This window comes from Exiguobacterium sp. NPDC077395 (assembly GCF_050269125.1).
In the GTDB taxonomy this organism is placed as follows: Bacteria; Bacillota; Bacilli; order Exiguobacteriales; family Exiguobacteriaceae; genus Exiguobacterium; species Exiguobacterium aestuarii_A.
Window position 1 is genome coordinate 90,367 of sequence record NZ_JBNNHU010000002.1, and the last position, 22,151, is coordinate 112,517.

Genomic DNA, 22,151 nt, shown 5'->3' on the forward strand with positions numbered 1-22,151 from the left:
TGGTCCGTCGCGGTAGACTTTCGAGAGCACCTCTAGTGAGAGGTGCTCATTTTTTGTATACGGGGGTAGAATGATGAACTTACATACGATTCACCACGTCGCAATCATTGCGTCGGATTACGATAAGGCAAAGCAGTTTTATGTCGAGGCACTCGGATTCGAAGTGATTCGAGAACACCACCGCCCGGAGAAACAGGATCACAAAATCGACTTACGCCTTGGTACATATGAGCTCGAGCTGTTCATCAAACCGGACAGTCCCGAGCGTCCAAATTTCCCAGAGGCTCGCGGTCTTCGGCACCTGGCGTTTAAAGTCGACGACATCGAGTCCGTCGTCGCCGAATTGAATGAACATGGAATTCCGACAGAACCGATTCGTCGTGATGATTTTACAGGAGAAAAGATGACATTCTTCTTCGACCCCGATGGACTACCGTTAGAACTACACGAATAAACCCCTTCACGAAGAAGGGGTTTTCTTATGCCCGAATGGATGCGAGCAACATCTCTTTTAATACGTTGATTTGCACAGCCGGTTCGATATCGTCCTCTAAATAACTGATATGCGACTTCAACATGATGTTGTTGCCGAACGTCCCGAATGCATTGATGATCGTAACAATTGTCACTTTCACATCGATATTTGGTCGGAACGAGCCATCACGCTTTCCGTCTTCGATCAACGGTTCAAGCGTCTGCATGATTCGTCGTTGTACGTCAATGTATGTCTCGATGCCAGGAAGGGGTGTGGCGACGAACGATGCATAGCTCTCGAACGCCTCACGAAAACGGGCGTGGTCCGTCCGCTCCAACTGCATCTCGAAAAAGTGGTTCAAGATGACCTCTAGCCGTTCATAGGCGGTGCCTTCCTCATCCACAAATTGTTCAAATCGCTCGAGTGTCGGCTGTAGATTCTTGACCGCCGCTGCGACAATCAATTGGTCTTTCTTCGGAAAATAGCGAAACAGTGTCGCTATCCCAATCCCTGCCGCATCCGCAATATCCTGCATTTGAACTTTCTCAAAGCCATTCTCTAAAAATAAGCGTTCGGCCTCACGGATAATCAGTTGAATCCGTTCTTCTTTGTTTTGTTGTCGTTTACTCAATTCCATCACCTCATTGTCTGTCCTTAGTATATCGTCTTCGAGCAGTTTCGTTGAGATTAATGTCACATCCAATTACAATTATGATAGTTAGACTATCATAATTTAATGAATGGAGCTGGGACAATGCGTTTACAGGGGAAAGTAGCGGTCATCACAGGGGCAGGAAGCGGTATGGGAGAGTCGACGGCACGTCTATTCGCCAAAGAAGGGGCGACGGTCGTCGCAACAGATATCAATGAGCAAGGGGTACAAAGCGTAGTCGAGTCGATTCGTGCACAAGGTGGGGAAGCCATCGCGGTGAAGCATGACGTGACCTCACGTTCAAGTTGGGAAGACGTGTTTGCAGAAGTGGAAGCGACGTGTGGAAAATTGGATATCCTCATCAATAATGCCGGAATCGCACTCGCGAAACCGTTCTTGGAACAGACAGAAGAGGACTGGGCGCGCACGTATCGCATCAACATCGATGGGGTCATGTTAGGGACGCAGTATGCGATTCCTCTCATGACAGAGAATGGCGGAGGATCAATCGTCAACATCTCCTCTATCTCAGCACTTACAGGTATGGCAGGTGCCGGGGCATACACGGCCTCAAAAGGTGCTGTCCGCTCTCTCACAAAAGCAGCGGCCGTCGATTACGGGAAGCAAAATATTCGGGTCAACTCGGTGCATCCGGGGTATATCGTGACACCGATGAGTGCGCCGCATATGGAACATCCGGACTATAAGCAGCACTTCTTGAATCAAATCGCTTTGCCGAATCTCGGACAAGCGGATGAGGTGGCGGCAGCCGTCCTCTTCCTCGCGTCAGACGAAGCGAATCATATTAGCGGGATCGAACTTCCAGTAGACGGTGGCGTGACGGCGAAATAATCGAGAGAGCATCCTGATGTGATGACACCTCGTGTTATATTAAGAAAAAGAGGTGAAGTCATGATTCAGTTTGAGATGGAACGAGTATGGATGGATGAAACGGAGCTGTTTTATCAAGTTCAGCTTCAACTTCGGTCTTCTGCCTGCACCAGTAATCAGTTGATTTATTTAGATGATGCGAGTCTTGAGGATCTTCATCAAAAGATCGATCAATTCAATCAAGCGTGGGGCAAAGAACCAATCACATGGAGACTGCTCGATGAAGAAGAGGATTCGGATGATTTGCAAGTCAATCTAACCTTCACGTTGATTGACCGCATCGGGACCATCCAAGTCGATATTTTCATTCATGATGAATGGCAGTTTGACTCATTTGACCACATTCATATGAAATGTAGAATGAGGACGACAATGGGCCAGCTCGATGACTTGAGCGCTCAACTCAAACGTTTCATTCGCCGTGAGACCGATCATGTCGCATCACTACGACCAGAATGAAAAACAAGCCTAGACGCGCGTCTAGGCTTGTTTTAATACCATTCTTTCGGTTCGTAATTCAATTCGCGGAACAACTGCTCACGCTCTTTTTTCGAAAGGTCGCGCCATTGTCCAGGCGGGAGTTTCCCGAGCGTGATGTTCATGACACGCACGCGTTGGAGGCGGAATACTTCGTAGCCGAGCGCCTCACACATCCGACGGATCTGACGGTTGAGTCCTTGCGTGAGGGTGATGTTGAAGTCGAATTTCGAGAGCGGACGGACTTTACACGGTAGTGTCTTCTGTCCGAGGATTTTGACGCCGGCTTCCATCTGTTCGACGAATTCGGGTGTGATTGGCTTATCGACTGAGACGATGTATTCTTTCTCGTGCTCGCCTTCTGCGCGAAGGATTTCGTTGACGATATCGCCATCGTTCGTCATGAGGATGAGACCTTCTGAGTCCTTATCGAGACGACCAATGTTGAAGATGCGGAGCGGGTGGTTGACCATGTCGACCAAGTTTCCTTTTACTTTCTTCTCTGTCGTACTCGTGATCCCGACCGGTTTATGGACGGCGATATACACGTTGTTTCGTGCGACACGTGCGACCGAACCGTTGACGAGGACTTCATCCCCCGGTTTTACTTGGTCGCCGATTTTTGCTTTTTTCCCGTTGATGGTGACGCGTCCCTCTTCGACGAGACGGTCGGCTTGGCGGCGGGACGCCTTGCCTGATTCACTGATAAATTTATTGATGCGCATGTGTACACGTCCTTTGTTTGGCTTCGTCCTCTCACTATAACGCATTTTATAAACTCTCGAAAGCGGGAAACGAACGGGAGAGGAGGGATGACATGGAGGCACTACGACTGTTACAAGACGCGATTCGATTTCAAGCAGTGTTATGTGAGACATCGTTTGGTCAAGAACTGATTCCAGAGGCATCACCTGTCCTTTGGTACGGTCGTCCTCATGCGAATCAATGGCTGACTATTGGGACGAACCCGTCACGCGGCGAGTTTTTACATCGAGACGGGACACCGAGAACGGGGAAAGCCCAAAAGTTCTATTGGCGGAACGCGCTCTCGTTTGAAGATTACCTCGGAAATGAAGAGGCGCTGCAAGAAACGATAGAACGAGCATCGTCCTATTTCGAATCGGGTCGCGCGACGACGAGCTGGTTCGGGAAACCGGGTGGCGCCAAACTTGAGGCGCTGTTGAACGGGATGGGGCGAACGTTTTATGACAATCCGGCCTCTGTCATCCACGTCGATTTTTTTAAACTTGCGACGTATGAACAAATGGGGAAGATGAAGGCCGGACGCGGCTGGATGGAGCATCCGACCTCGATCGAGTTATTAGAGCGCACAATTACATATATCAAACCGACACGGTTGATTGTGCTCGGGCGAGAGAATTGTCGTGCTTTCACAGGTTTCTCGACGACGGGGAGACTGGTAGCTTATCCTGCCATCACCTATGAAATCGGACGCCATGAATCGGGCATCCCGATGATTGGACTTCATATGAAACCGTCTGAAGTGTTCGTCGGGCTCGGGAACGGCCGTGATTCAAACGGGCTGCATTACGGGTCATATGCCAAGCGCGAGCATCTGTTACGAATCGGACAAGCGCTTGAAACGATTATGGACGAGTGGCTGGCGGATGGACGCGCGTGATACTTCCCCAGAAATTGAATTCGTTGAAATCGATGTAGCGCACGTCTTTTGAACGGTTGTCGAGCACGGCCAACAAGATGACGTCCGGAAAACCCCGTTTTTCAAACTGTAAATAACCGATTCCCGTGACGGAATGATTTTTATAAAAGCCGTTCGCCATATTCAACACAAACGGGCGACCCGCTTTCAGCTCACGCTCGAACGTCGACCATTTCCATAGATAGCGGGAACTGCCTCGACCGTCATACCCGTATCGCTTCCATAGCTTCGTGATGATGGTGGCGATTTGAGTCGGGGGTGTCCCTTTCTCATCTTTGAAATGATGCCTGAAGGCGATCTCGCGCACATCTTCTTGAATCTGTGTCACATCATCTGGGATATTCGTATACCCATGGTCTCGATAGAAACGAAAGATCGCGGTGATGGATGTCAACGTACAGTTGTTCTTTCCGTTCTCGAACTGGCATTGGAGCAAGACGGGCACGCTTTCAATCTGTACGGAGCGCTTTAATGTCCAGCGTCCGTGATAACGGTCGTTCACGTAAAGCTCCGGGTCGATGATTCCGGCATATCCGTTGTTTGCGACCTCGAGTTGTCCTGCAAAGTGGCGATTCATTCGAAAACCTCCCAATCATTTACTTAAAACGAAAAATAAATGTATAAAAAGATTTATATATTTACTAAAATTGTATTTATAAAAAAGATAAAAGGGGATTATTCGATGCAATTTGTGTTAGGTGTTTCATTTCTAATTATTGTTGTTATTCTAATAAAAAACTCAGCAGTTACTTTAAAAAGCTTACATTCTGCCTCATTAGTAATGAAAACAGGTGTATTTACACTAATGGCGGGATTGATTATCCAGTTTTCCGGAAGTATAATTGGCTTCGCCGAATTGCTAATTTTAAAACAAATTATAGGGCTACTTTTTTTAATTACTTTTTTATGTGTTGTTATTGGAATACTCTCATTCTTAAAAAACACGAATTTTTCATTAAATCGAAAAGTTGGATTTTTTAGTTTAACTGTCGGGTTCTTATCCACATTGTTTATAAATTATGTGCCAGTAATAACCACATTAATTCCTGTAGAATTTGATTATAGAATAATAGGAATTACTTTTTATGTGCTGTTTGTTTCGACTTTGTTAATTGAATTATATAAATTTATCTTTCGGAATTCATTATCTGAGAGTTAAAAGTAAAAAACGATTTGCCTTGAAGAATAGGCAAATCGTTTTGTTTTGTTTAAAAGACAAGATGCGCGATTCCGACGATGATCGGAAGCGTGATGAAGGTGCGTAACAAGAAGATCAAGACGAGGTCGAGGAATGAGATCGGTAGTTTTGAACCGAGCAACAAGCCCCCGACTTCAGACATGTAGATAAGCTGAGTGACAGACAGTGTGGCGATGACGAAACGTGTCAATTCGCTCTCGATGCCGCTTCCGAGGACGGCCGGCAAGAACATATCTGCGAAACCGACGACCATCGTCTGAGCGGCCTCTGATGCCTCAGGCACTTGCAGGAGCATCAGGATTGGTTCGAACGGCTTCCCGATAATGGTAAAGAAGGGCGTATATTCTGCGATGACGACCGCGATTGTCCCGACCGCCATGACGACAGGGAGAACACCGATCCACATATCGAGGACGTTTTTGAAGCCGTCTTTGAGTGTCTCTAGGAAACTTTTACTCGAACGTGACTTTTGTAGCGCTTGTATCAACGCCCACTTCCCGAGTGAAACGTCTGACGGCACCTCTTCTTCCGGTTTAAGTTCTGTCTTCTCATAAGCCGTATCTGCTTTTTTAGATAGTGGATAAATCCGCGGCATGATGAGCGCTGCGACCAAGCCGGATAAGACGATTGCCCCGTAGTACGGTAGGAAGTATTGATCGAGTTCGACATATTGTAAGACGACGATGGTGAACGTGATCGAGACGACGGAGAAGGTCGTCGCAATGATCGATGCTTCCCGTTTCGTGTAATAACCTTCCTCATACTGTTTGGTCGTCAGTAGAATCCCAATCGTCGCATCTCCGACCCATGAAGCGAGCGAGTCGAGTGAGGCGCGCCCTGGCAAGCGGAAGAGTGGGCGCATGATTTTCATTAAGAACGTCCCGACGAACTCGAGAAGCCCAAAGTTTAAGAGGAGCGGTAACAACATACCTGCAAAAAAGAATGTCGCAAACAAGATTGGAATCAAATCAAATAGGAGCAAACCTCCTGTGAATTCTGACGTAATCATCTCTGGTCCGAGTGTGAGTAGCGTCATGACACCGGCGATAAAACCGATGATGCGCATGATAAACCAAAACGGTGTCACGCTAAAGAGTGCGTTGATGGACGGTCGTTCCACCATAAAAGCAGGACGTGCCGTAAACAACAATAAAGATCCAGCAATCGAAATCCCCATCATGATGACAGCGAGTGTCGGGACGAACTCCCCAATCCACTCAATCAATAGATTGGATAAGAAAGCGACCGGAATCGTAAAGCCTTCTTCTGATGAGATTGGTACGATGAAAAACATGATGCCGATGAGCGATGGAATCAAGAACTTAAAAAAGTCTCGACTCGAAAAAGAAGGTTTCTTTCCGTCTTGTGTTGATGAACCATTCATGATGCATTCCCCATTTCCCCGAAGTGTTTGTACTGTCTATGTATCCCCATTACACATCCAGCCCTAATTAAAACGTATTTCTTTATTAGTATAAAAAATATGACCAGGTGCTATCAACCGAATGCGTAAATTTTCTGAAAAATATAAAGCAGACACTAGGCAAAACATTCGTATTCCCTTTAAGCATTTAGTATGATGACGGCGAGTCCAACAAATTCAAGATATTTAGAAACTTCATTATAGAGATAGGAGAATGCATCATGAGATTGAGTGTGTTAGATCAGGCGCCGGTCACGTCGGGTCATACAGGCGAGCATGCGCTGAACAGCGCGGTCGAGCTCGCACAAGTCGCAGAGGAGTTAGGATATTACCGGATGTGGATGGCGGAGCACCATGGCGGCATGTCGTTCGCGAGCTCGGCTCCGGAAGTCATCACGGCCTATCTGGCAGCTAAGACGAACAAGATTCGTCTCGGGTCCGGCGGCATCATGATGATGCACTATTCACCATTGAAGATGGCGGAAGTGTTCAAGACGCTCAGCGCCTTGGCACCAGGACGTATCGACTTCGGTGTCGGACGCGCACCAGGCGGGGACGCGAACGCCATCTATGCGATGTCACAAGGGCAGAAGCCGATGATGGACGGTCTATACGAAAAGCTCGATACGACGCTTCAATTAATCAAAGATGAAGCACCGGAAGAGCGATGGTATAAAAATACGCCGGCAGCACCGACGGGCGTCACGCTTCCGGAAGCGTGGTTACTTGGGTCGAGCGGGAACAGTGCCGTACAAGCCGGGCGAATGGGGCTAGGCTATTCCTTCGCACAGTTTTTCAACGGTCAATTGAGAGCCGAGACACTCGATACGTATCGCCACCACTTCACTCCGTCTGACTTTATGGAGAAGCCGGACATCAGCGTCACGTATTTGGTCACGACGGCAGAGACGGAGGAAGAGGCCGAATATTTGGCTCGGCCATCTGATTTGTCTCGACTCTTCTTGATGCGCGGACAGTTGAGACAATTATTGAGCCCGGAAGCGGCCCATGAGTATCCGCTCACGGAAGTCGACAAGATTCATATCGCCAACAACCGAGCTATTCACCTCGTGGGGACGCCAAAACAAATCGCGGAACAGTTGCGAGATGAATCGGAACGCTATGGTTTCGATGAAGCGATGATTTGTAGCATCCAGCATAAACAAGAGGATCGCTTGAACGTCTATCGCCTGTTAGCGAACGAGTTGCTTTGATTCGACGAACACCTTCTCAGATTGAGGAGGTGTTTTTGTATGAATGAAAAACGTTTTCCCATTTTTTCAAAGGTTTTCTCCCTAGTCGGAGCGAAACCAACTACACTATAAGAAAAAGGAACAGGTGGAGGTATACGATGCAACGGATGAAAGGCGACCCATATTATCTATTCGAGCTGTTCACACGCTTGTATCGAATGGTATTTCTAATGGAAGTGACGGATGAAGGCTATCGTTATGTTCATGTGAGCGATCAGGGGAAAGTTGCTTCCTCACTTCCGGATGATGTGGAAGGTCAGTATTTACACGAGATGTATCGCTCAGAAGTGGCGAATGAATTGATTGGACATTACGATGCGGTCGTCGAGACAGGGGAACCCGTCTATTTCATGTCAAAAATGAATGTCGAATCCAATACGGCCCGATTCGCCTCCTCTATGCTTGTGCCGATCGAAGATGATTCGGGTGTCGTGCGCTATGTCCTCAGTTTGACGACAGATTTGTCAGAAGAGGCAGAAATCAAGCTGTTACGAAGTATCGAACATATGGACTATTTAACGGGGATGCCGAATTTGATGAAAGTCAAATTGGATCTTGATCAACTGTTTGAGCGCCAGAGCGCGGAAGAAACAAGTGTGATGCGCCTACATATCAATCGTTTCAAGATGATGATGTCGCTCCAAGGGGTGGAGCGCTCGAATGAATTGATAAAAGATATCACGCGTCAATTGGCGAATACGCTCCCGAAAGGTTCAATCATCGGTCGAGTCGATGGGGAAGACTTTATCGCGGTCTTGCCCCATGTCCCGATGAAGACGGCCTATATGTATGCTGAACATTTACTTGATGTCATCGCGAGTCATTCTTACAAAGTGGCCGATGCAGAATTTCCGTTATCAAGTTGTATCGGCATCAGTTCGGGAACTGCTGACGCCGATCGCGTTATCATGAACGCCTCAACGGCTTTACTCGAGGCACGTCAGAACGGTAACCAAACGATTCATCTATATGAACATGATGAGTATGTTCAACGTTATATTGATGAAATCATGATTGAAACGGAATTAGTGAAAGCTCTCAAACAAGATGAACTATATATGGTGTATCAACCGAAAGTGTCGATGGATGGGTCGATTCATTTCGAGGCGCTCATTCGTTGGAATAGTCCGGTACTTGGGTTCGTCTCTCCTGAAACGTTCATTCGTGTGGCGGAACAGTCATTGCTTATTGAAGACGTGACGCAGTTCGTCATGAATCGAGTCTGTCAGGACGTATCTACACATGCAGAGCAATTCGAAGGTCGTCGTGTCGCCGTGAATGTGTCACCGAATTTGTTTCATGAGCATCACATGAATGAATTGGTAACCATCATTTCGTCATATGACCTGAAGCCGGAGCAGTTTGAGTTCGAAGTGACGGAGCATACACTCATGCATGAACCGGTCGCTGCCATCAAAACGGTTGAATCGTTGAAGCAGCAAGGATTCCGATTGGTGATTGATGATTTTGGGGTGAGTTATTCTTCTTTAAATTACTTGAAGCTATTTGAAATCGATGGCATCAAGATTGACCGATCATTCGTTGCACAACTCGATCAAGAGAATGGGATGAAAGAATACGAAATCGTCAAACTGATTGTGTCACTCGCTAAAAAGTTAGAACTCGAAGTGACAGCAGAGGGCGTTGAAACGGAAGAACAGTATCGTATTTTACGTCAGCTCGGCTGTGATGAAATTCAAGGTTATTTCTTTAGTCGCCCGATGGCGCTCGAAAACCTAGATGAGGCACTCGAAATCTTGTATTCTCACCAGGCGGTCTTATCGAAAATTGAACAGCCGTCGCAGTTACTTCATCCTTCACTCGATGAACGCGAGATGAAGCGATTAAAGGCCATCTTACGATTGGAGATTTTGAACACGCCGCAAGAAGAACGGTTTGATCGGATCTCTCGCTTGGTCGCACAAACGTTGCAGATGCCAATCGCCTTCATCTCCATCATGACGACAGACCAACAATGGTTCAAGTCGTGTGTCGGGATCGAACTCGAATCTTCTCATCTTAAGCGGGAGTGGACGCTATGTACGCGAGTCGTCACGTCGGAACGTCCGATTGTGATTGAAGATGTGGCAGCTGAAGCATTGGAGAGTGATAGTCCGTGGCTGGATCAAGTCGGATTCTATGCCGGCGTGCCGCTCCGGACGAAACAAGGTCACGTCATCGGTACGCTTTGTGTGGTAGATGCTCAGGCGAGAACGTTCACTGAAGAGAATTTACATGCGCTCGAGTCGTTCACACACTGGGTCATGGCAGAGATTGAACATACAGAAATGTCACGGCGACAAATCAAACGCCAACAAGTCGTAGAGGCATTGTATGAAGCGACGGCACTTCGTATGCCGTTTCAAGACCAGTTGGCACGAGTTCAAGAAATCTTATTGGAATGGGTCGGTTACTCGCATGCGGTGATCTTCTCAAGTGAATCCTCACATCGTCTCTTGGTCGAGAACGGGGTGTCTCGTCTGATGTGGGAGGAAGAAGAACTGCGCACCCTCCATCAACTGACGACGGTCGGTTCACAAACTCTTCAAGAAGGAGAACTGATTGTAGATGGAATTGAGTTCACAACAATTGTCAGCTTCCCTTTGACACATAAACACCAAGTGTTCGGGTGGATTGTCTTATTGGCGGAGCAAGGCAATTTAAACGATCAACTCGACGAAGAAACCCTGCAAGAGTTGGCAGACACCATTCGGTTGCTTGCAAGATGGTTAGAGAACGGAATTCGGAAAGAGCGGAAACAACGCGAAATGATTCGAATTGCGACACAGGATCAACTAACAAAACTCTGTAATCGATATACACTCATGACCGATCTATATAGACAGATTCAGCGTTCACAAACAGTCACATTGTTGTTGATCGATATAGACGACTTCAAACGGATTAATGATCAATATGGTTACCTGATCGGAGATGAGTTATTGATTGAAATCGCACAACGATTGAGCGGATTCGTGGAAACGTTCGGAGGTCAAGTATATCGATTTTCAGCTGATGAATTCGTTGTCGTTCAAGAGGATGTACCTGTTGGCGTAAAGGAGATGAACAACGTTATTTCCCAGGGAATAAACGCGTCAAATGGTGAAACCATACGTCTTACAGTAAGTATCGGGGTCGCCACAATCCAATCTAACTCAACGATTGATTCGATTCTTCAGCAAGCGGATGCGGCTATGTATATTGCGAAGAACAATGGTGGCAACCAATGGTTTCAATACGATGGATATTCAGATGATGAGGGGTTTTAAGTATGGGGAAATTGTGGTTGATTGAGGGGTTGCCGGGAAGTGGAAAGTCCACACTTGCTGAAAAGATATGTGCGTTGAAAGAAGGTGTCTTCTATTCGGAAGTGGACGCTGCTCACCCCGTCGATCTGCATGAAATCTACTGGGTAACGGAACCACCTTCACATGGTACGATTCTTGATGAAATTGAAGGCGGATGGCTCGTTCGTTACGATGAAGGAGAAGAGCGCGTAGGAACGGATGTCTATGAGTTGCCCTTTGCACTCCACACACGAATCATGTGCGAACGATGGCGACGTTATGTAACGAAATTCGAGCAGGAAGAACGTGACGTCATCTTTGAATGTGCGTTGCTTCAAAATCCGTTTACGATTGGGATGGTCGCCCAAGACGTTTCGTTAGAGGCGATTGAAACATACGTTCAAGAGGTTTCATCGATTCTTAAACCAATCGAACCGACCATCGTCTATTTAGAGTTAAACGACGTCGCTCGCATATTTCCAGTCGTCTATGACGAGCGACCGGTTGAATGGCAACAGGGGTTTGTCGAGTATTACACGACAGGGTCCTATGCATCGAAACGTAACCTTGTCGGTGTATCGGGGACGATTGAGGTGTTGGCGGACAGACAGCGACTTGAGCTTACATTGCTTGATTGGATCCCGCTTCGTTACGTCCGAATCCAAAATGATGAGCGCTCTTCGTTTGAAGAACTAACCAAATTGATAGAAGAGGAGTCGAGCCGTTCATGCAAACCTTGATCAAACATTCGGAACGTTTTTGGTATATGACGCCGGTTGCGCATACGGACCGTCCGATTCTTGGTGCCGTTATTGGTGACACCCATACGTTACTCATTGACGCGGGCAACTCCGTGGCGCACGCATCATTCTTTTTGCAGCAGTTAAACGAGCGTGGCCTCCGTGCGCCTTCGATGGTCGCATTGACACATTGGCACTGGGATCACATCTTCGGGCTACCTGCCTTAGAAGGAGTGGTCTCAATCGCAAGCGAGGCGACAAAGCACGAGATGGAGAAGCTCGTCCCTTACGCTTGGGATGATGCATCATTGAATCAACGAGTTGCTGAAGGAATTGAAATCGAGTTTTGTGCCCAGGCGATCCGCGAAGAGTATGGTGATTCGCGAGACATTCAAATCGTTCTGCCGACACTGACGTTTCAGGAATCGTTGACGCTCGATCTAGGTGGAGTCCATGTCATATTGAGGCATGTCGGTGGCGACCATGCGAAAGATTCGGTCGTTATCTATGTCGTGGAAGAACGCGTCTTATTTTTAGGAGACGCATTGTATGCAAATTTGTATGCTCCGACATGGCGAATGACACCAGAGGAGACACTTCGATTGTTACATGTACTAGAGACATTTGATGCACAACAGATCGTCTGGTCACACGGTGAGATGATAAGTCGTGAAGCGTTCGCAGCAGATTGCCTTACTTTGAAAAGAATCGCCACGATTTCAAGCAATTTCCCGGGAAATATTGAAAAAATCACCCAATCATACGCTGCACTTGTCAATCGCGAATTGAACGAAGAAGAGCAGGAATTGATTACGTTTTTTGTGAATGGGACGGTGGAGAATTAATGCATACAATTGTACGAATCCATGAAGAAGACGAGTCATTTCAACAGTTTTTGACTAGGAAGCTACGTGATTATAATAATGTTCACTCTGCGCATCATCGCGAGATTCGCGAGGCGATTGTACCGGCCATTCAATTGAAAATCGAGCAAGAAGGACGGATCATTGCTGGCTTGTACGGGAGTGTGTATTGGGGATGGTTCGATTTAGACCGTTTATGGGTAGATTCGAACGTTCAGGGACAGCGGCTCGGGAGTCGGTTGCTTGAAGAAGGGGAGACGATTGCGAAGTCGCTCGGTGCGACGCGTGTGAAGTTGACGACGTTCTCGTTTCAGGCGAAATCATTCTATGAGCGCTTTGGCTATACGGTCGCCGGTGTGCTACCGGACTACCCACCTGGATCTGACTATTACATGATGATGAAGGAACTATAAAAGGCGACACGAGGTCGCCTTTTTTTAGTATACTTTATCCCCATTGAAGATTGAGTTTTTCACCATGACATAGTCTACCGTGCGCAATGCTTCGAGACTGTCGCCACCCGCGTAAGAAATCGCCGACTGGAGATCTTGCTCCATCTCGGTCAATGTATCTTGTAATGCCCCTTTGTGTTCGACAAACATCTTTTTCCCCTCGACGTTTTTTCGCTCACCTTTTTGGAACTCGGAAGCAGAGCCGAAATACTCTTTTAGTTGCTTGCCGTCTTGCTCGAATGTTTCCCCTGGAGATTCGTCATGGCCAGCGAACAATGAACCGATCATGACCATCGAAGCGCCAAAACGAATCGACTTGGCAATGTCCCCATGTGTACGGATTCCCCCATCCGCGATGATCGGCTTCGTCGCTGCCTTGGCACACCAGCGGAGCGCCGCCAATTGCCAGCCGCCCGTGCCGAATCCCGTTTTGATTTTCGTGATGCATACTTTCCCTGGTCCGATTCCGACTTTCGTCGCATCCGCTCCGGCATGTTCCAATTCACGAACGGCCTCTGGCGTCCCGACGTTCCCTGCGATGACAAATGAACCAGGAAGATGGTGCTTGATATGTTGAATCATTCGGATGACCGCGTTCGAGTGTCCATGTGCGATATCGATCGTAATAAATTCTGGTGTATGACCAGTCGACTGAAGCATCTCGATAAATGCATACTCCTCTTCTTTCACCCCGACGCTGATGGAGGCATAGAGACCTTTCTCGTGCATGTCCTGGATAAACGCGAGACGCGTCTCAGGATTGAAGCGATGCATAATGTAAAAGTAACCATTCTCGGCCAACATGAGCGCCACTTTCTCATCAATAATCGTTTGCATGTTAGCCGGGACGACCGGTAAACGGAACGTGAAGCCCCCGAGCTCGACGGTCGGGTCACATTCTGAACGACTATCGACAATACATTTTGCAGGAATTAATTGAATATCTTCATAATCAAACACTTTATCCATAAGTTGCACCCCTATTCACGAACATTAACATCTTGAACTATAAAAAAACTTCGCCCATTCGGTAATATAACGTGAACGACTCTCAAAGTCAAAGGAAAACTTCGTAAAAATGGTCTAAAAATGAATGTATTTAGATTATTAAGTATTAAATGTTCGTATTTAGGTGTTATACATATGTTTCACGTGAAAAAAGGACCTTGATTCACAGGTCCTTTGCGAGTATATATTGGTTTCGACCGTCTGCTTTCGCCTCATATAAAGCGAGGTCGGCGCGTTTCAACAGCTGTTTAGTCGACAATCCTTTTGTGTAACGAGCGCCACCGACGCTCGAAGTTGTGATGAATGTATGCTGGTCGATTTCCCAAGGTCGTTGTAATGCTTGGATAATCTTTTCGGCGACACGATGGAGAGAAGAAGGATCGGTGAATCGGATGAGGACGGCGAATTCATCGCCCCCGAGTCTTGCCACCATATCTTGTTTTCGGAGTACCGACGTCAATCGGCGCGCCAATTGCCGCAAAAGCTCATCCCCGACATCATGGCCGAACGTGTCGTTGATTTGTTTGAAACGGTCGACATCGAGCGCGAGAACGCCTAATTGCTCTTTCTCATATCTCGTCTCTTCGATGGCTTCTTCAAGATAGGCGAGGAAGTAGCGTCGGTTCGGCAAATCAGTCAGCGTGTCGTGATATGCCAAGTGCTTTAAGCGCTTCTCAAGCGCTTTTCGTTGCATGATTTCTCGGCTGACCGTCAAGTAGTGCAGAAGATGCCCTGATTCGTCATAGATAGCTTGAATTTTTGTCTCGAGCCAGATCCAGCGTTGGTCCGCGTGAAAGTGTCGGAATTCAAGAGTCAGCGAGACGTCTTGCTCTTTCAAGTCCTTCAATTGTGAACGGACGATTTGAATGTCATCTGGATGAATATAGTCGAGCGTATTCTTCCCTTCATAGTAATCGGCCGCAAAGCCGAGAACCGTACGATGAGAAGGGGAGGCGTAACGAACCGTCCCATCCCGTTCTAATATGCAAACGAGATCACTCATGTTTTCCGTGATCAGTCTGTATTGTAACTCACTTTGTCTCAAGGCCTGTTCCATTTCTCGTTTTTCCGTGACATCGCGCAAAATCGTCAATATGGCCAGCTGTCCTTCATAGTCGATGAGGAGACTGCTGATGTCCATATGAAGCCGGTCCCCGCTCGGCGTCACAACGACCATCTCGGTATCTTGAACAGGTCCACCTAGTTCAAGGGTAGCGAGACGTGTCCGAGTGGATTGGTGATATTCTTCTGCAATGAAAGAAAAGATGGATTCACTCTCGAGATAAGTCTCTCCAATCGTTTCGAGCGCCATTGCGTTCGCATATAAAATCTTCCCATCTTGATGAACGATGATGCCTTCCGGAATCGTCTCGATCAGTTGGCGATAGCGACGTTCACTTTCGATTGTGGCCCGTTCAGCGTTCTTCTCAGGCGTTAAATCGATGATGATGGCAAACAATCCGGTGATGTTGCCACCGACTTCGATCGGGATGTTCAACACAGACAAATCAAGCCGCTCCCCAGACTCATGAGTGGCGTAAACCGAATACTTGTGCGGAATGCCGGATAACGTGAACTGCAACCCTTTCCGTACACGAGAACGTTCGTCCTCGGGAAGCCAGTAAAGGAACGGTTGATGGAGCATCTCCTGCTCGGCATATCCAGTGATGCTCATGACGGCCGGATTGACCGATTTGATATTCAGATGATGATCAAGTACAAAAATGCCATGGGGCGAGTAACGTCTTAATGACTCATGATGATCTTTCAAAATGGACAATTCCAGTTCGCGACGCTTTCGTTCCGTCACTTCGCGGACGACCGAGACGATATGTGTACATTGTCCCTCGTCATTAAAAATAGGAGTCACTTCTGACTCGAAGTAATGAAGGGGAAGCGTCAATACATCATTTGCTTCTACCGTATCGGTGTAGAATGAGTCAGCAAGACGATAGTCTTCATAGACGACACTTTTTTTCGTTCGAATCGCTTCATCGTAATATGTTGTGATGAGCGCGGCCGTTTCAGCGGGGACGAGTTCGTCAATCTGTTTTCCGACATCTGCGTCCGACCAGTTGATCGCGCGTTTTGCGGGTTCATTCACAAAGACGTATCGATAAGCTGAACCATCGACTTCCATAAAGAACACATAGTCTGAAATTTTATCGAACGTCCGTAATAAAATCGATGCGTTGTATTGAAGTGTTTGGTCAGCCTTCATCTCGTCTCCCTCATTTCGTTCTATTTTTTACACGTCATTTTTATCTTAACGTATCCTTCAATAAAATGTGTGAACTTTCAAAAAAAGACAGGATGTAAGAACATCCTGTCAGGCAGCTTCTTTCAGTTGTTTTTGTTCGCTTCGACCGTTCATGAGGTAATACAAGAAAATGGTAAAGAGAACGACACCGGAAAGCATCAAGTATAGCGTCGAAAATCCAGTCAACGGAATGAGTAGACCGATGAAATACGGACCAAACCCGAGACCTGCATCAAGTGCGATGAAGAACGTCGAAGTAGCCATACCCATCCGGTGGGGTGGGGAAGCCTTGACGGCAATCGCTTGTGTACCCGACTGGATATTTCCAAATCCGAGCCCGATTAGAGCACCTGCGAGTAACAGCATCCAGCCGCTATTCGCTTGACTGAGCACGAGAAGCCCAACGGCGAAAATCGCGATTGCTGGATACATCACGACATTTGCCCCGCGCGCGTCCATCAATTTCCCGGTAATCGGACGAGACAACAGGACGGCGACGGAGTAGACGAGGAAGAAGATACTCGCCGCTTCAATCAAGTCAAGTTCACTCGCGTAAAAGTTGATATAGGACAAGACGCTCGAGTAGCTGAGCGCGGCCATCCCGATGATGAGTGCGATCGGTAACGCCTTCGGTTCAACGAATGATTTCAATGAGAAACCACGAACGACTTCCGGTGCGTCTACTTCTGGTACGTTCACGAAGAACGTACTCGCCAAACTGATCAGTCCGATCACGAAACAAAGTCCGAAAATGACGGTGAAACTCGTATATTGGCTGAGGAGCAACCCGACGAATGGCCCGATGGCTGTCGCCAAGGTAGAGCTCATACTGTAGTAGCCAATCCCTTCGCCTTTTCGTGTCGCAGGAATGACCTGTGCCACGATTGTTCCGGTTGCGGTACTTGATAATCCCATCCCGAGACCGTGTACGAAACGAGTAAGCAACAAGAACCCGACGCCCCAATGGACGAAGTACAACAAGATGGTGGCGGTGAAAAAGACGAGCCCAATATAAAGCGTCTTTTTCCGGCCGATCGAATCGATGAGTCGACCGATGAACAATCGTCCGGTCAACGTCCCGATGATAAAGATACCGGTGACGAGCCCTGCTTGACTCGTCGTCGCCCCGTACGACTCGACGGCATGTACCCCGATGGTGACCATCAATAAGAAAAAGATGAGCGTCAGGAAGAAGTTGATGAGCGAGATAATCAAAAAGTCTCTCGTCCACAGTTTTTGGATAGGTTGTTGCATCGAACACGACGCCTCCTTTTCTTCAAATTCGAATAGTTAATAAACATAACTAAAAGAGTATACCAAATCAAAACAAGATTGTCTGAGATGGTGCATTCCATGAGTTCATGGAGCAAATAAAAACTCGACTCGTGAATCGAGTCGAGTGGTATCGTTAAGCGCGGTCCCAGAAGCGGGCGGTCGCGATTCCGTCGATGAACGTATCGAATCCATCGAGGTTATGCGCATCAAACGTGAAGACGCCAGGCTGGTCTGTCTTCACGCGACATGTTGCGAGTGCTTCTTTATGATGCACGTGCAGGGCGAGCGGTTTATAGTGCTTATACGTATTCTCGATGAACTCGAGGACATCATCTTCGACCGAGGTTGCGGCACTCACCAAGAAGGCGGCGTCGAAGAGGCTCGAGTCGACCGTGTCGTACGTCTCTTTTACTTTCAAGTCACCGAGCATATAGGCTTTCTTACCGACGAGACTATAATTGACGTTGTGGTCGGCGAGTTGCTTCACCCATTGCTTCACTTGATGCGCATCCACGTCACCGGCGAGGAGAAGGGCGACGCTCTTCGTGTCTGGTTTTTTGATCGTGTTCGCCATCGAGAGGGCAGGGGACGTCTTGTCTGACTGGACTTCGTTATTTTCTTCAGGTACTTGCACGCCTAAATTGTCAGCGACGACCTCGGCGAGATGGCGATCGATCCGATTTAATAAATCGACGGCGTTCTCTTTCACCATATCCGACTCACATTTCCCGAGCTCGAAGCTGCAGGCGTCTTGAATGTGCTGCTTTTCGACATCGGTCATGCTGTTATAGAAGAGTTTCGCCTGTGAATAGAAGTCTAGGAAGCTGTCGCTGCGTCCCCGAATCTTATGTCCATCGACTTTCTCTTGATAATGCTCAAATCCGCCTTGGTCAGCTGGTACGGGTTCAGGCTGATTGTTATTGAGCGCATTTTTATGATAACTCGTCTGTCCTTTGTGGACGGCCATTTGATGCATGCCGTCACGCTGATTGTTGTGGAACGGACAAACGGGCTTGTTGATCGGAATCTGGTGGAAGTTTGGTCCACCGAGACGCGAGAGTTGCGTATCTGTATAAGAGAATAAGCGCCCTTGTAAGAGCGGGTCGTTCGAGAAATCGATTCCTGGAACGAGGTGTCCCGGATGGAAGGCGACTTGCTCGGTTTCAGCGAAGAAGTTATCGACGTTTCGGTTAAGTGTCATCTTCCCGACAAGTTTCACAGGGATTTCTTCCTCAGGCCACAGTTTAGTCGGGTCTAAAATGTCGAAGTCATAGTTGAACTCATCTTCTTCAGGGATGAGTTGGAGTCCGAGCTCCCATTCCGGATAATCGCCTTTGTTGATGGCTTCATACAAATCGACACGGTGGAAGTCCGCATTTTTCCCGACTGCTTTTTGAGCTTCGTCCCATACTTGTGAATGGACGCCGAGCTTCGGTTTCCAATGGAATTTGACGAAATGTGCCTTTCCTTCTGCATTCACGAGACGGAACGTATGGACCCCGAAACCTTCCATCATGCGTAGACTACGTGGAATTCCCCGGTCACTCATCGCCCACATGACCATATGAGCGGTCTCGTGGTTTTGTCCGACGAAGTCCCAGAACGTATCGTGCGCGCTTCCCCCTTGCGGCACTTCCGTATGCGGTTCAGGTTTTACGGCATGAACAAGGTCTGGGAATTTGATGGCATCCTGAATAAAGAAGACAGGGATATTGTTTCCGACTAGGTCGTAGTTCCCTTCGTCTGTATAAAACTTCGTCGCAAAACCGCGTACGTCACGGACTGTATCCGCAGACCCACGCGAGCCTTGGACGGTCGAGAAACGGACAAATACCGGTGTTGTCTTCGAAGGATCGTTCAAGAAATCAGCTTTTGTGATTTCGGCGAGCGGTTCATATACGTGAAACTCTCCGTGTGCCCCAACGCCGCGAGCGTGGACAATCCGTTCTGGAATCCGCTCATGGTCAAAGTGGGTCATCTTCTCCCGGAAATGAAAATCTTCAATCAAGGTCGGACCGCGACGCCCTGCCTTCAGTGAGAATTCATCTTCCGCCATCTTCAATCCTTGGTTCGTCGTCAAGCCTGCTTGTTGTTCGTTATCAATCGTATGTTGTTTTAACTGCTCTTCTTTCTTGTTCCCCATGTGATTGCCTCCCTTAAGTATGACTGACCGTTGTAAGTCACGTTTTGACCTACTGTATCGGTGTTCCCTAACCCAAATAAAAAAATCCCTCTTTTTTCAAAAAAGAGAGATTTCACACAAATGGGTAACTCACTTATAGCGCGGCCCATACGTGTTGCTTCAAAACGATTTGTTGCACGATTTTCGGGTCAAGATCATATTCACTGGAGACGATTCGCGTCACTTTTGATTTCACGTCCGGGTCGTCTGGATCCTGTTTCGTATATTGTTCCTGCCACAACGCCCAGATTTGAATCTCTTTTCCAGTCAGTTTCGTCGACCACTCTTTCTCACGAAGCTGCCAGCCGAACATCATCTCGTCTGTTTGACCAGGTTCGACCCAGTCGGCAAGCGCATAGTCGCCTTCAGGAGCGAATACGGCCTCACCGAGTGGGGGTTCTGTCCCGATATAGGCGGCGTCATCATAAAATCGTAACAAGGCGGCCTGGAATTGGTCGGACTGTTGGACGTTCTCGATGACGTCATGGCTAATGGATTGAAGTTCATCCGTATTTGGTTCACCATGCACCACAACATCATATTCATATCGAGTCACATCATCTTCTACAACGGGTGAACGCTTTTCGATCGTGTATATTTCCTCGGAAATAGAGACTTGTTCAGACTTTAATTGCGTGGTGGGTGTCGACTCGTTTGGCCAAAACCAGATGGCGCAGCCAAGAGGGACGACAAACACGATCAGTCGGCGAAACGTGTACACCCACCTTGCTTTTCTTTTTTTCTTCAATCCAAAAACACTCCTTCAATATGTAACAACCCCCAAGAATAGGGGTTACGTTCGATCTAGCCGAACGAGATCAGCGTCTGGATGATGCTGACCACGAACGAGGGCGCTCAGGATGCGAGAGCCGAGCATGCTGTACACCGTCCCATTTCCCCCATATCCGAGCAAGTAAAACAAATTCGGTCGATTCGGGTGCTCTCCGATGAACGGGAGTTGGTCTACCGATTCTCCAAACAAGGCGACCCAGGCATAATCGACTTCGAGGTCATACATCGGGAAGAGTTCTGCAATTTTCTCCTTCACCCGTTCAGCCCGGTCGTTCATGAGTGCCTCATCGTGAGGCGTCTCTGCCTTGTCTTCGTCGAGACCACCAGCGATAATCCGACCGTCCGGAGTCGTACGTAAATATAGGTATGGTCGTTTCGTCTCCCAAATGAGTGCGCGTCCTTCCCATTCGCTGAACTCTGCAATCGGATTCGTTGCGATGGCGTATGAACGGTTCAAATCGATTCGATGAGAATCAAGTAGGGGAGCAGGACCGTAACCTGTCGCAAAAATGACTTTGTTCGCTTTGAATGTACCGTTTGAAGTGAGGACAATCCATCCTTCGCCGTCTGAAACGACTTCATCTACTGATGTTTCTTCAAAAATCGGGACGTTTTGTTTCGATAAGTGACGAATGATTTGACGGCTGAGCGTGAGCGGATTGACTTCGGCATCACCTTTTGTGATCAAGGCCGCCGGTTTGTCGAATGGGAAACGTTCACGCAATGCATCGCGATCAAGCCATTCCACTTCAAAACCATGCTTCGAAAGCATCTCATACTCAAGTTTCAATTTGGAAACATCGGCCTCTTCACTCGCAAAACAAAGGCTATCCCGGCGAATATAAATATCGGATGCCCCGACATCTTCCGCTACCTGATCAAGTGATTCGACGGCATCGAGACAAAGACGATAGAAGCGTACCGCCGCGTCTTCTCCGATTTTTTCGGCGAGTTCATGTAACATAATGTCATTTGAATATTGAATAAGACCGGTGTTGGCCGACGTGCTGCCTGTTCCGACTTTTCGTCCGTCGAGCACCGCAAAATCCACACCATCCTGTTGCAACGTGTAAGCTGTCAGCGTTCCCGACATTCCGGCTCCGATGACGAGCACGTCATACTGCTCTTTTTTCTCAGGTTGTTGCAACACTACTTCATCTGATTCGGTCGTTGGCCAATATAAATCTCCGTTATACAATTCCATCAGTTTCATCCTCCATGATTCAGCATCTTCCTTTTTAT

20 protein-coding genes are annotated in these 22,151 nt (G+C 47.7%); 10 read left to right on the forward strand and 10 right to left on the reverse strand.

The features are described 5' to 3' along the window. Positions 1-73: 73 nt before the first annotated feature. Positions 74-454, forward strand: a complete 381-nt coding sequence (gene gloA2 / locus ACQKD4_RS10920; RefSeq protein WP_427373352.1) for an SMU1112c/YaeR family gloxylase I-like metalloprotein — start codon at positions 74-76, stop codon at positions 452-454. A 25-nt stretch (positions 455-479) separates the two neighbouring features. Here gloA2 and ACQKD4_RS10925 read toward each other — a convergent pair whose 3' ends face one another. Then, a complete protein-coding gene (locus ACQKD4_RS10925) occupies positions 480-1,106 on the reverse strand; it encodes a TetR/AcrR family transcriptional regulator (protein ID WP_427373353.1) in 627 nt (208 codons plus the stop codon). Positions 1,107-1,229: 123 nt separating this feature from the next. Between ACQKD4_RS10925 and ACQKD4_RS10930 the strand changes: the two genes are divergently transcribed. Both ACQKD4_RS10930 and ACQKD4_RS10935 read left to right on the forward strand, forming a co-directional pair. Next, entirely contained in the window at positions 1,230-1,979 is a 750-nt protein-coding gene (locus tag ACQKD4_RS10930) for an SDR family NAD(P)-dependent oxidoreductase (protein ID WP_031424198.1), read from the forward strand. A 60-nt stretch (positions 1,980-2,039) separates the two neighbouring features. Further along, a complete protein-coding gene (locus ACQKD4_RS10935) occupies positions 2,040-2,477 on the forward strand; it encodes a hypothetical protein (protein WP_214761324.1) in 438 nt (145 codons plus the stop codon). A 32-nt stretch (positions 2,478-2,509) separates the two neighbouring features. Here ACQKD4_RS10935 and rluF read toward each other — a convergent pair whose 3' ends face one another. After that, the gene (gene rluF, locus ACQKD4_RS10940) at positions 2,510-3,220 is read right to left on the reverse strand and encodes a 23S rRNA pseudouridine(2604) synthase RluF (protein WP_015880301.1); all 711 of its coding nucleotides are present in this window, start codon (positions 3,218-3,220) and stop codon (positions 2,510-2,512) included. 92 nt (positions 3,221-3,312) lie between these two features. Between rluF and ACQKD4_RS10945 the strand changes: the two genes are divergently transcribed. Then, positions 3,313-4,137: a hypothetical protein gene (locus ACQKD4_RS10945; RefSeq protein WP_427373354.1), complete on the forward strand. Its 825-nt coding sequence runs from the start codon at positions 3,313-3,315 to the stop codon at positions 4,135-4,137. Here ACQKD4_RS10945 and ACQKD4_RS10950 read toward each other — a convergent pair. Continuing rightward, positions 4,103-4,753 carry a C39 family peptidase gene (locus tag ACQKD4_RS10950; RefSeq protein WP_427373355.1) on the reverse strand — a complete coding sequence of 217 codons (651 nt, stop codon included), beginning with the start codon at positions 4,751-4,753 and terminating at the stop codon, positions 4,103-4,105. The genes ACQKD4_RS10945 and ACQKD4_RS10950 overlap by 35 nt on opposite strands. Before the next feature lie 105 nt (positions 4,754-4,858). On the opposite strand from ACQKD4_RS10950, the gene ACQKD4_RS10955 reads away from it, so the two are divergent. After that, positions 4,859-5,335, forward strand: coding sequence for a hypothetical protein (locus tag ACQKD4_RS10955; RefSeq protein WP_427373356.1), 477 nt, complete (start codon positions 4,859-4,861; stop codon positions 5,333-5,335). Positions 5,336-5,384: 49 nt separating this feature from the next. On the opposite strand, the gene ACQKD4_RS10960 is transcribed toward ACQKD4_RS10955, so the two are convergent. Beyond that, positions 5,385-6,758 carry a YjiH family protein gene (locus tag ACQKD4_RS10960; RefSeq protein ID WP_427373357.1) on the reverse strand — a complete coding sequence of 458 codons (1,374 nt, stop codon included), beginning with the start codon at positions 6,756-6,758 and terminating at the stop codon, positions 5,385-5,387. A gap of 260 nt (positions 6,759-7,018) precedes the next feature. On the opposite strand from ACQKD4_RS10960, the gene ACQKD4_RS10965 reads away from it, so the two are divergent. The 5 genes from ACQKD4_RS10965 to ACQKD4_RS10985 all read left to right on the forward strand — a co-directional run bounded on the left by ACQKD4_RS10965 (position 7,019) and on the right by ACQKD4_RS10985 (position 13,353). After that, entirely contained in the window at positions 7,019-8,011 is a 993-nt protein-coding gene (locus ACQKD4_RS10965) for an LLM class flavin-dependent oxidoreductase (RefSeq protein WP_427373358.1), read from the forward strand. A 137-nt stretch (positions 8,012-8,148) separates the two neighbouring features. Continuing rightward, entirely contained in the window at positions 8,149-11,319 is a 3,171-nt protein-coding gene (locus ACQKD4_RS10970) for an EAL domain-containing protein (RefSeq protein WP_427373360.1), read from the forward strand. A gap of 2 nt (positions 11,320-11,321) precedes the next feature. Further along, on the forward strand, positions 11,322-12,077 hold the full coding sequence (locus tag ACQKD4_RS10975; RefSeq protein ID WP_427373361.1) for a hypothetical protein: 756 nt from the start codon (positions 11,322-11,324) through the stop codon (positions 12,075-12,077). Then, the gene (locus ACQKD4_RS10980) at positions 12,065-12,922 is read left to right on the forward strand and encodes an MBL fold metallo-hydrolase (protein ID WP_427373362.1); all 858 of its coding nucleotides are present in this window, start codon (positions 12,065-12,067) and stop codon (positions 12,920-12,922) included. The genes ACQKD4_RS10975 and ACQKD4_RS10980 overlap by 13 nt, the downstream gene beginning before the upstream one ends. Next, a complete protein-coding gene (locus tag ACQKD4_RS10985) occupies positions 12,922-13,353 on the forward strand; it encodes a GNAT family N-acetyltransferase (RefSeq protein ID WP_427373363.1) in 432 nt (143 codons plus the stop codon). The genes ACQKD4_RS10980 and ACQKD4_RS10985 overlap by 1 nt, the downstream gene beginning before the upstream one ends. Before the next feature lie 24 nt (positions 13,354-13,377). On the opposite strand, the gene guaC is transcribed toward ACQKD4_RS10985, so the two are convergent. From guaC to ACQKD4_RS11015, 6 genes are all read right to left on the reverse strand, one after another. Further along, positions 13,378-14,361, reverse strand: a complete 984-nt coding sequence (guaC, locus tag ACQKD4_RS10990; RefSeq protein ID WP_074036799.1) for a GMP reductase — start codon at positions 14,359-14,361, stop codon at positions 13,378-13,380. A gap of 202 nt (positions 14,362-14,563) precedes the next feature. Then, the gene (locus tag ACQKD4_RS10995; RefSeq protein ID WP_427373364.1) at positions 14,564-16,621 is read right to left on the reverse strand and encodes a PAS domain S-box protein; all 2,058 of its coding nucleotides are present in this window, start codon (positions 16,619-16,621) and stop codon (positions 14,564-14,566) included. A gap of 108 nt (positions 16,622-16,729) precedes the next feature. Next, positions 16,730-17,914 carry an MFS transporter gene (locus ACQKD4_RS11000; RefSeq protein WP_214695632.1) on the reverse strand — a complete coding sequence of 395 codons (1,185 nt, stop codon included), beginning with the start codon at positions 17,912-17,914 and terminating at the stop codon, positions 16,730-16,732. Between the two features lie 154 nt (positions 17,915-18,068). Next, on the reverse strand, positions 18,069-20,078 hold the full coding sequence (locus ACQKD4_RS11005) for a catalase (RefSeq protein ID WP_427373365.1): 2,010 nt from the start codon (positions 20,076-20,078) through the stop codon (positions 18,069-18,071). 133 nt (positions 20,079-20,211) lie between these two features. After that, the gene (locus ACQKD4_RS11010; RefSeq protein ID WP_427373367.1) at positions 20,212-20,865 is read right to left on the reverse strand and encodes a hypothetical protein; all 654 of its coding nucleotides are present in this window, start codon (positions 20,863-20,865) and stop codon (positions 20,212-20,214) included. A gap of 45 nt (positions 20,866-20,910) precedes the next feature. Continuing rightward, the gene (locus ACQKD4_RS11015) at positions 20,911-22,113 is read right to left on the reverse strand and encodes an NAD(P)/FAD-dependent oxidoreductase (RefSeq protein WP_427373368.1); all 1,203 of its coding nucleotides are present in this window, start codon (positions 22,111-22,113) and stop codon (positions 20,911-20,913) included. Positions 22,114-22,151: the final 38 nt, after the last annotated feature.

Excerpts from the sequence above, each read along its gene's own strand:
- gloA2 (WP_427373352.1), top strand. The coding sequence starts at position 74 with ATGAACTTACATACGATTCACCACGTCGCAATCATTGCGTCGGATTAC.
- ACQKD4_RS10930 (WP_031424198.1), top strand. The coding sequence starts at position 1,230 with ATGCGTTTACAGGGGAAAGTAGCGGTCATCACAGGGGCAGGAAGCGGT.
- ACQKD4_RS10935 (WP_214761324.1), top strand. The coding sequence starts at position 2,040 with ATGATTCAGTTTGAGATGGAACGAGTATGGATGGATGAAACGGAGCTG.
- rluF (WP_015880301.1), bottom strand. The coding sequence starts at position 3,220 with ATGCGCATCAATAAATTTATCAGTGAATCAGGCAAGGCGTCCCGCCGC.
- ACQKD4_RS10945 (WP_427373354.1), top strand. The coding sequence starts at position 3,313 with ATGGAGGCACTACGACTGTTACAAGACGCGATTCGATTTCAAGCAGTG.
- ACQKD4_RS10950 (WP_427373355.1), bottom strand. The coding sequence starts at position 4,753 with ATGAATCGCCACTTTGCAGGACAACTCGAGGTCGCAAACAACGGATAT.
- ACQKD4_RS10955 (WP_427373356.1), top strand. The coding sequence starts at position 4,859 with ATGCAATTTGTGTTAGGTGTTTCATTTCTAATTATTGTTGTTATTCTA.
- ACQKD4_RS10960 (WP_427373357.1), bottom strand. The coding sequence starts at position 6,758 with ATGAATGGTTCATCAACACAAGACGGAAAGAAACCTTCTTTTTCGAGT.
- ACQKD4_RS10965 (WP_427373358.1), top strand. The coding sequence starts at position 7,019 with ATGAGATTGAGTGTGTTAGATCAGGCGCCGGTCACGTCGGGTCATACA.
- ACQKD4_RS10970 (WP_427373360.1), top strand. The coding sequence starts at position 8,149 with ATGCAACGGATGAAAGGCGACCCATATTATCTATTCGAGCTGTTCACA.
- ACQKD4_RS10975 (WP_427373361.1), top strand. The coding sequence starts at position 11,322 with ATGGGGAAATTGTGGTTGATTGAGGGGTTGCCGGGAAGTGGAAAGTCC.
- ACQKD4_RS10980 (WP_427373362.1), top strand. The coding sequence starts at position 12,065 with ATGCAAACCTTGATCAAACATTCGGAACGTTTTTGGTATATGACGCCG.
- ACQKD4_RS10985 (WP_427373363.1), top strand. The coding sequence starts at position 12,922 with ATGCATACAATTGTACGAATCCATGAAGAAGACGAGTCATTTCAACAG.
- guaC (WP_074036799.1), bottom strand. The coding sequence starts at position 14,361 with ATGGATAAAGTGTTTGATTATGAAGATATTCAATTAATTCCTGCAAAA.
- ACQKD4_RS10995 (WP_427373364.1), bottom strand. The coding sequence starts at position 16,621 with ATGAAGGCTGACCAAACACTTCAATACAACGCATCGATTTTATTACGG.
- ACQKD4_RS11000 (WP_214695632.1), bottom strand. The coding sequence starts at position 17,914 with ATGCAACAACCTATCCAAAAACTGTGGACGAGAGACTTTTTGATTATC.
- ACQKD4_RS11005 (WP_427373365.1), bottom strand. The coding sequence starts at position 20,078 with ATGGGGAACAAGAAAGAAGAGCAGTTAAAACAACATACGATTGATAAC.
- ACQKD4_RS11015 (WP_427373368.1), bottom strand. The coding sequence starts at position 22,113 with ATGGAATTGTATAACGGAGATTTATATTGGCCAACGACCGAATCAGAT.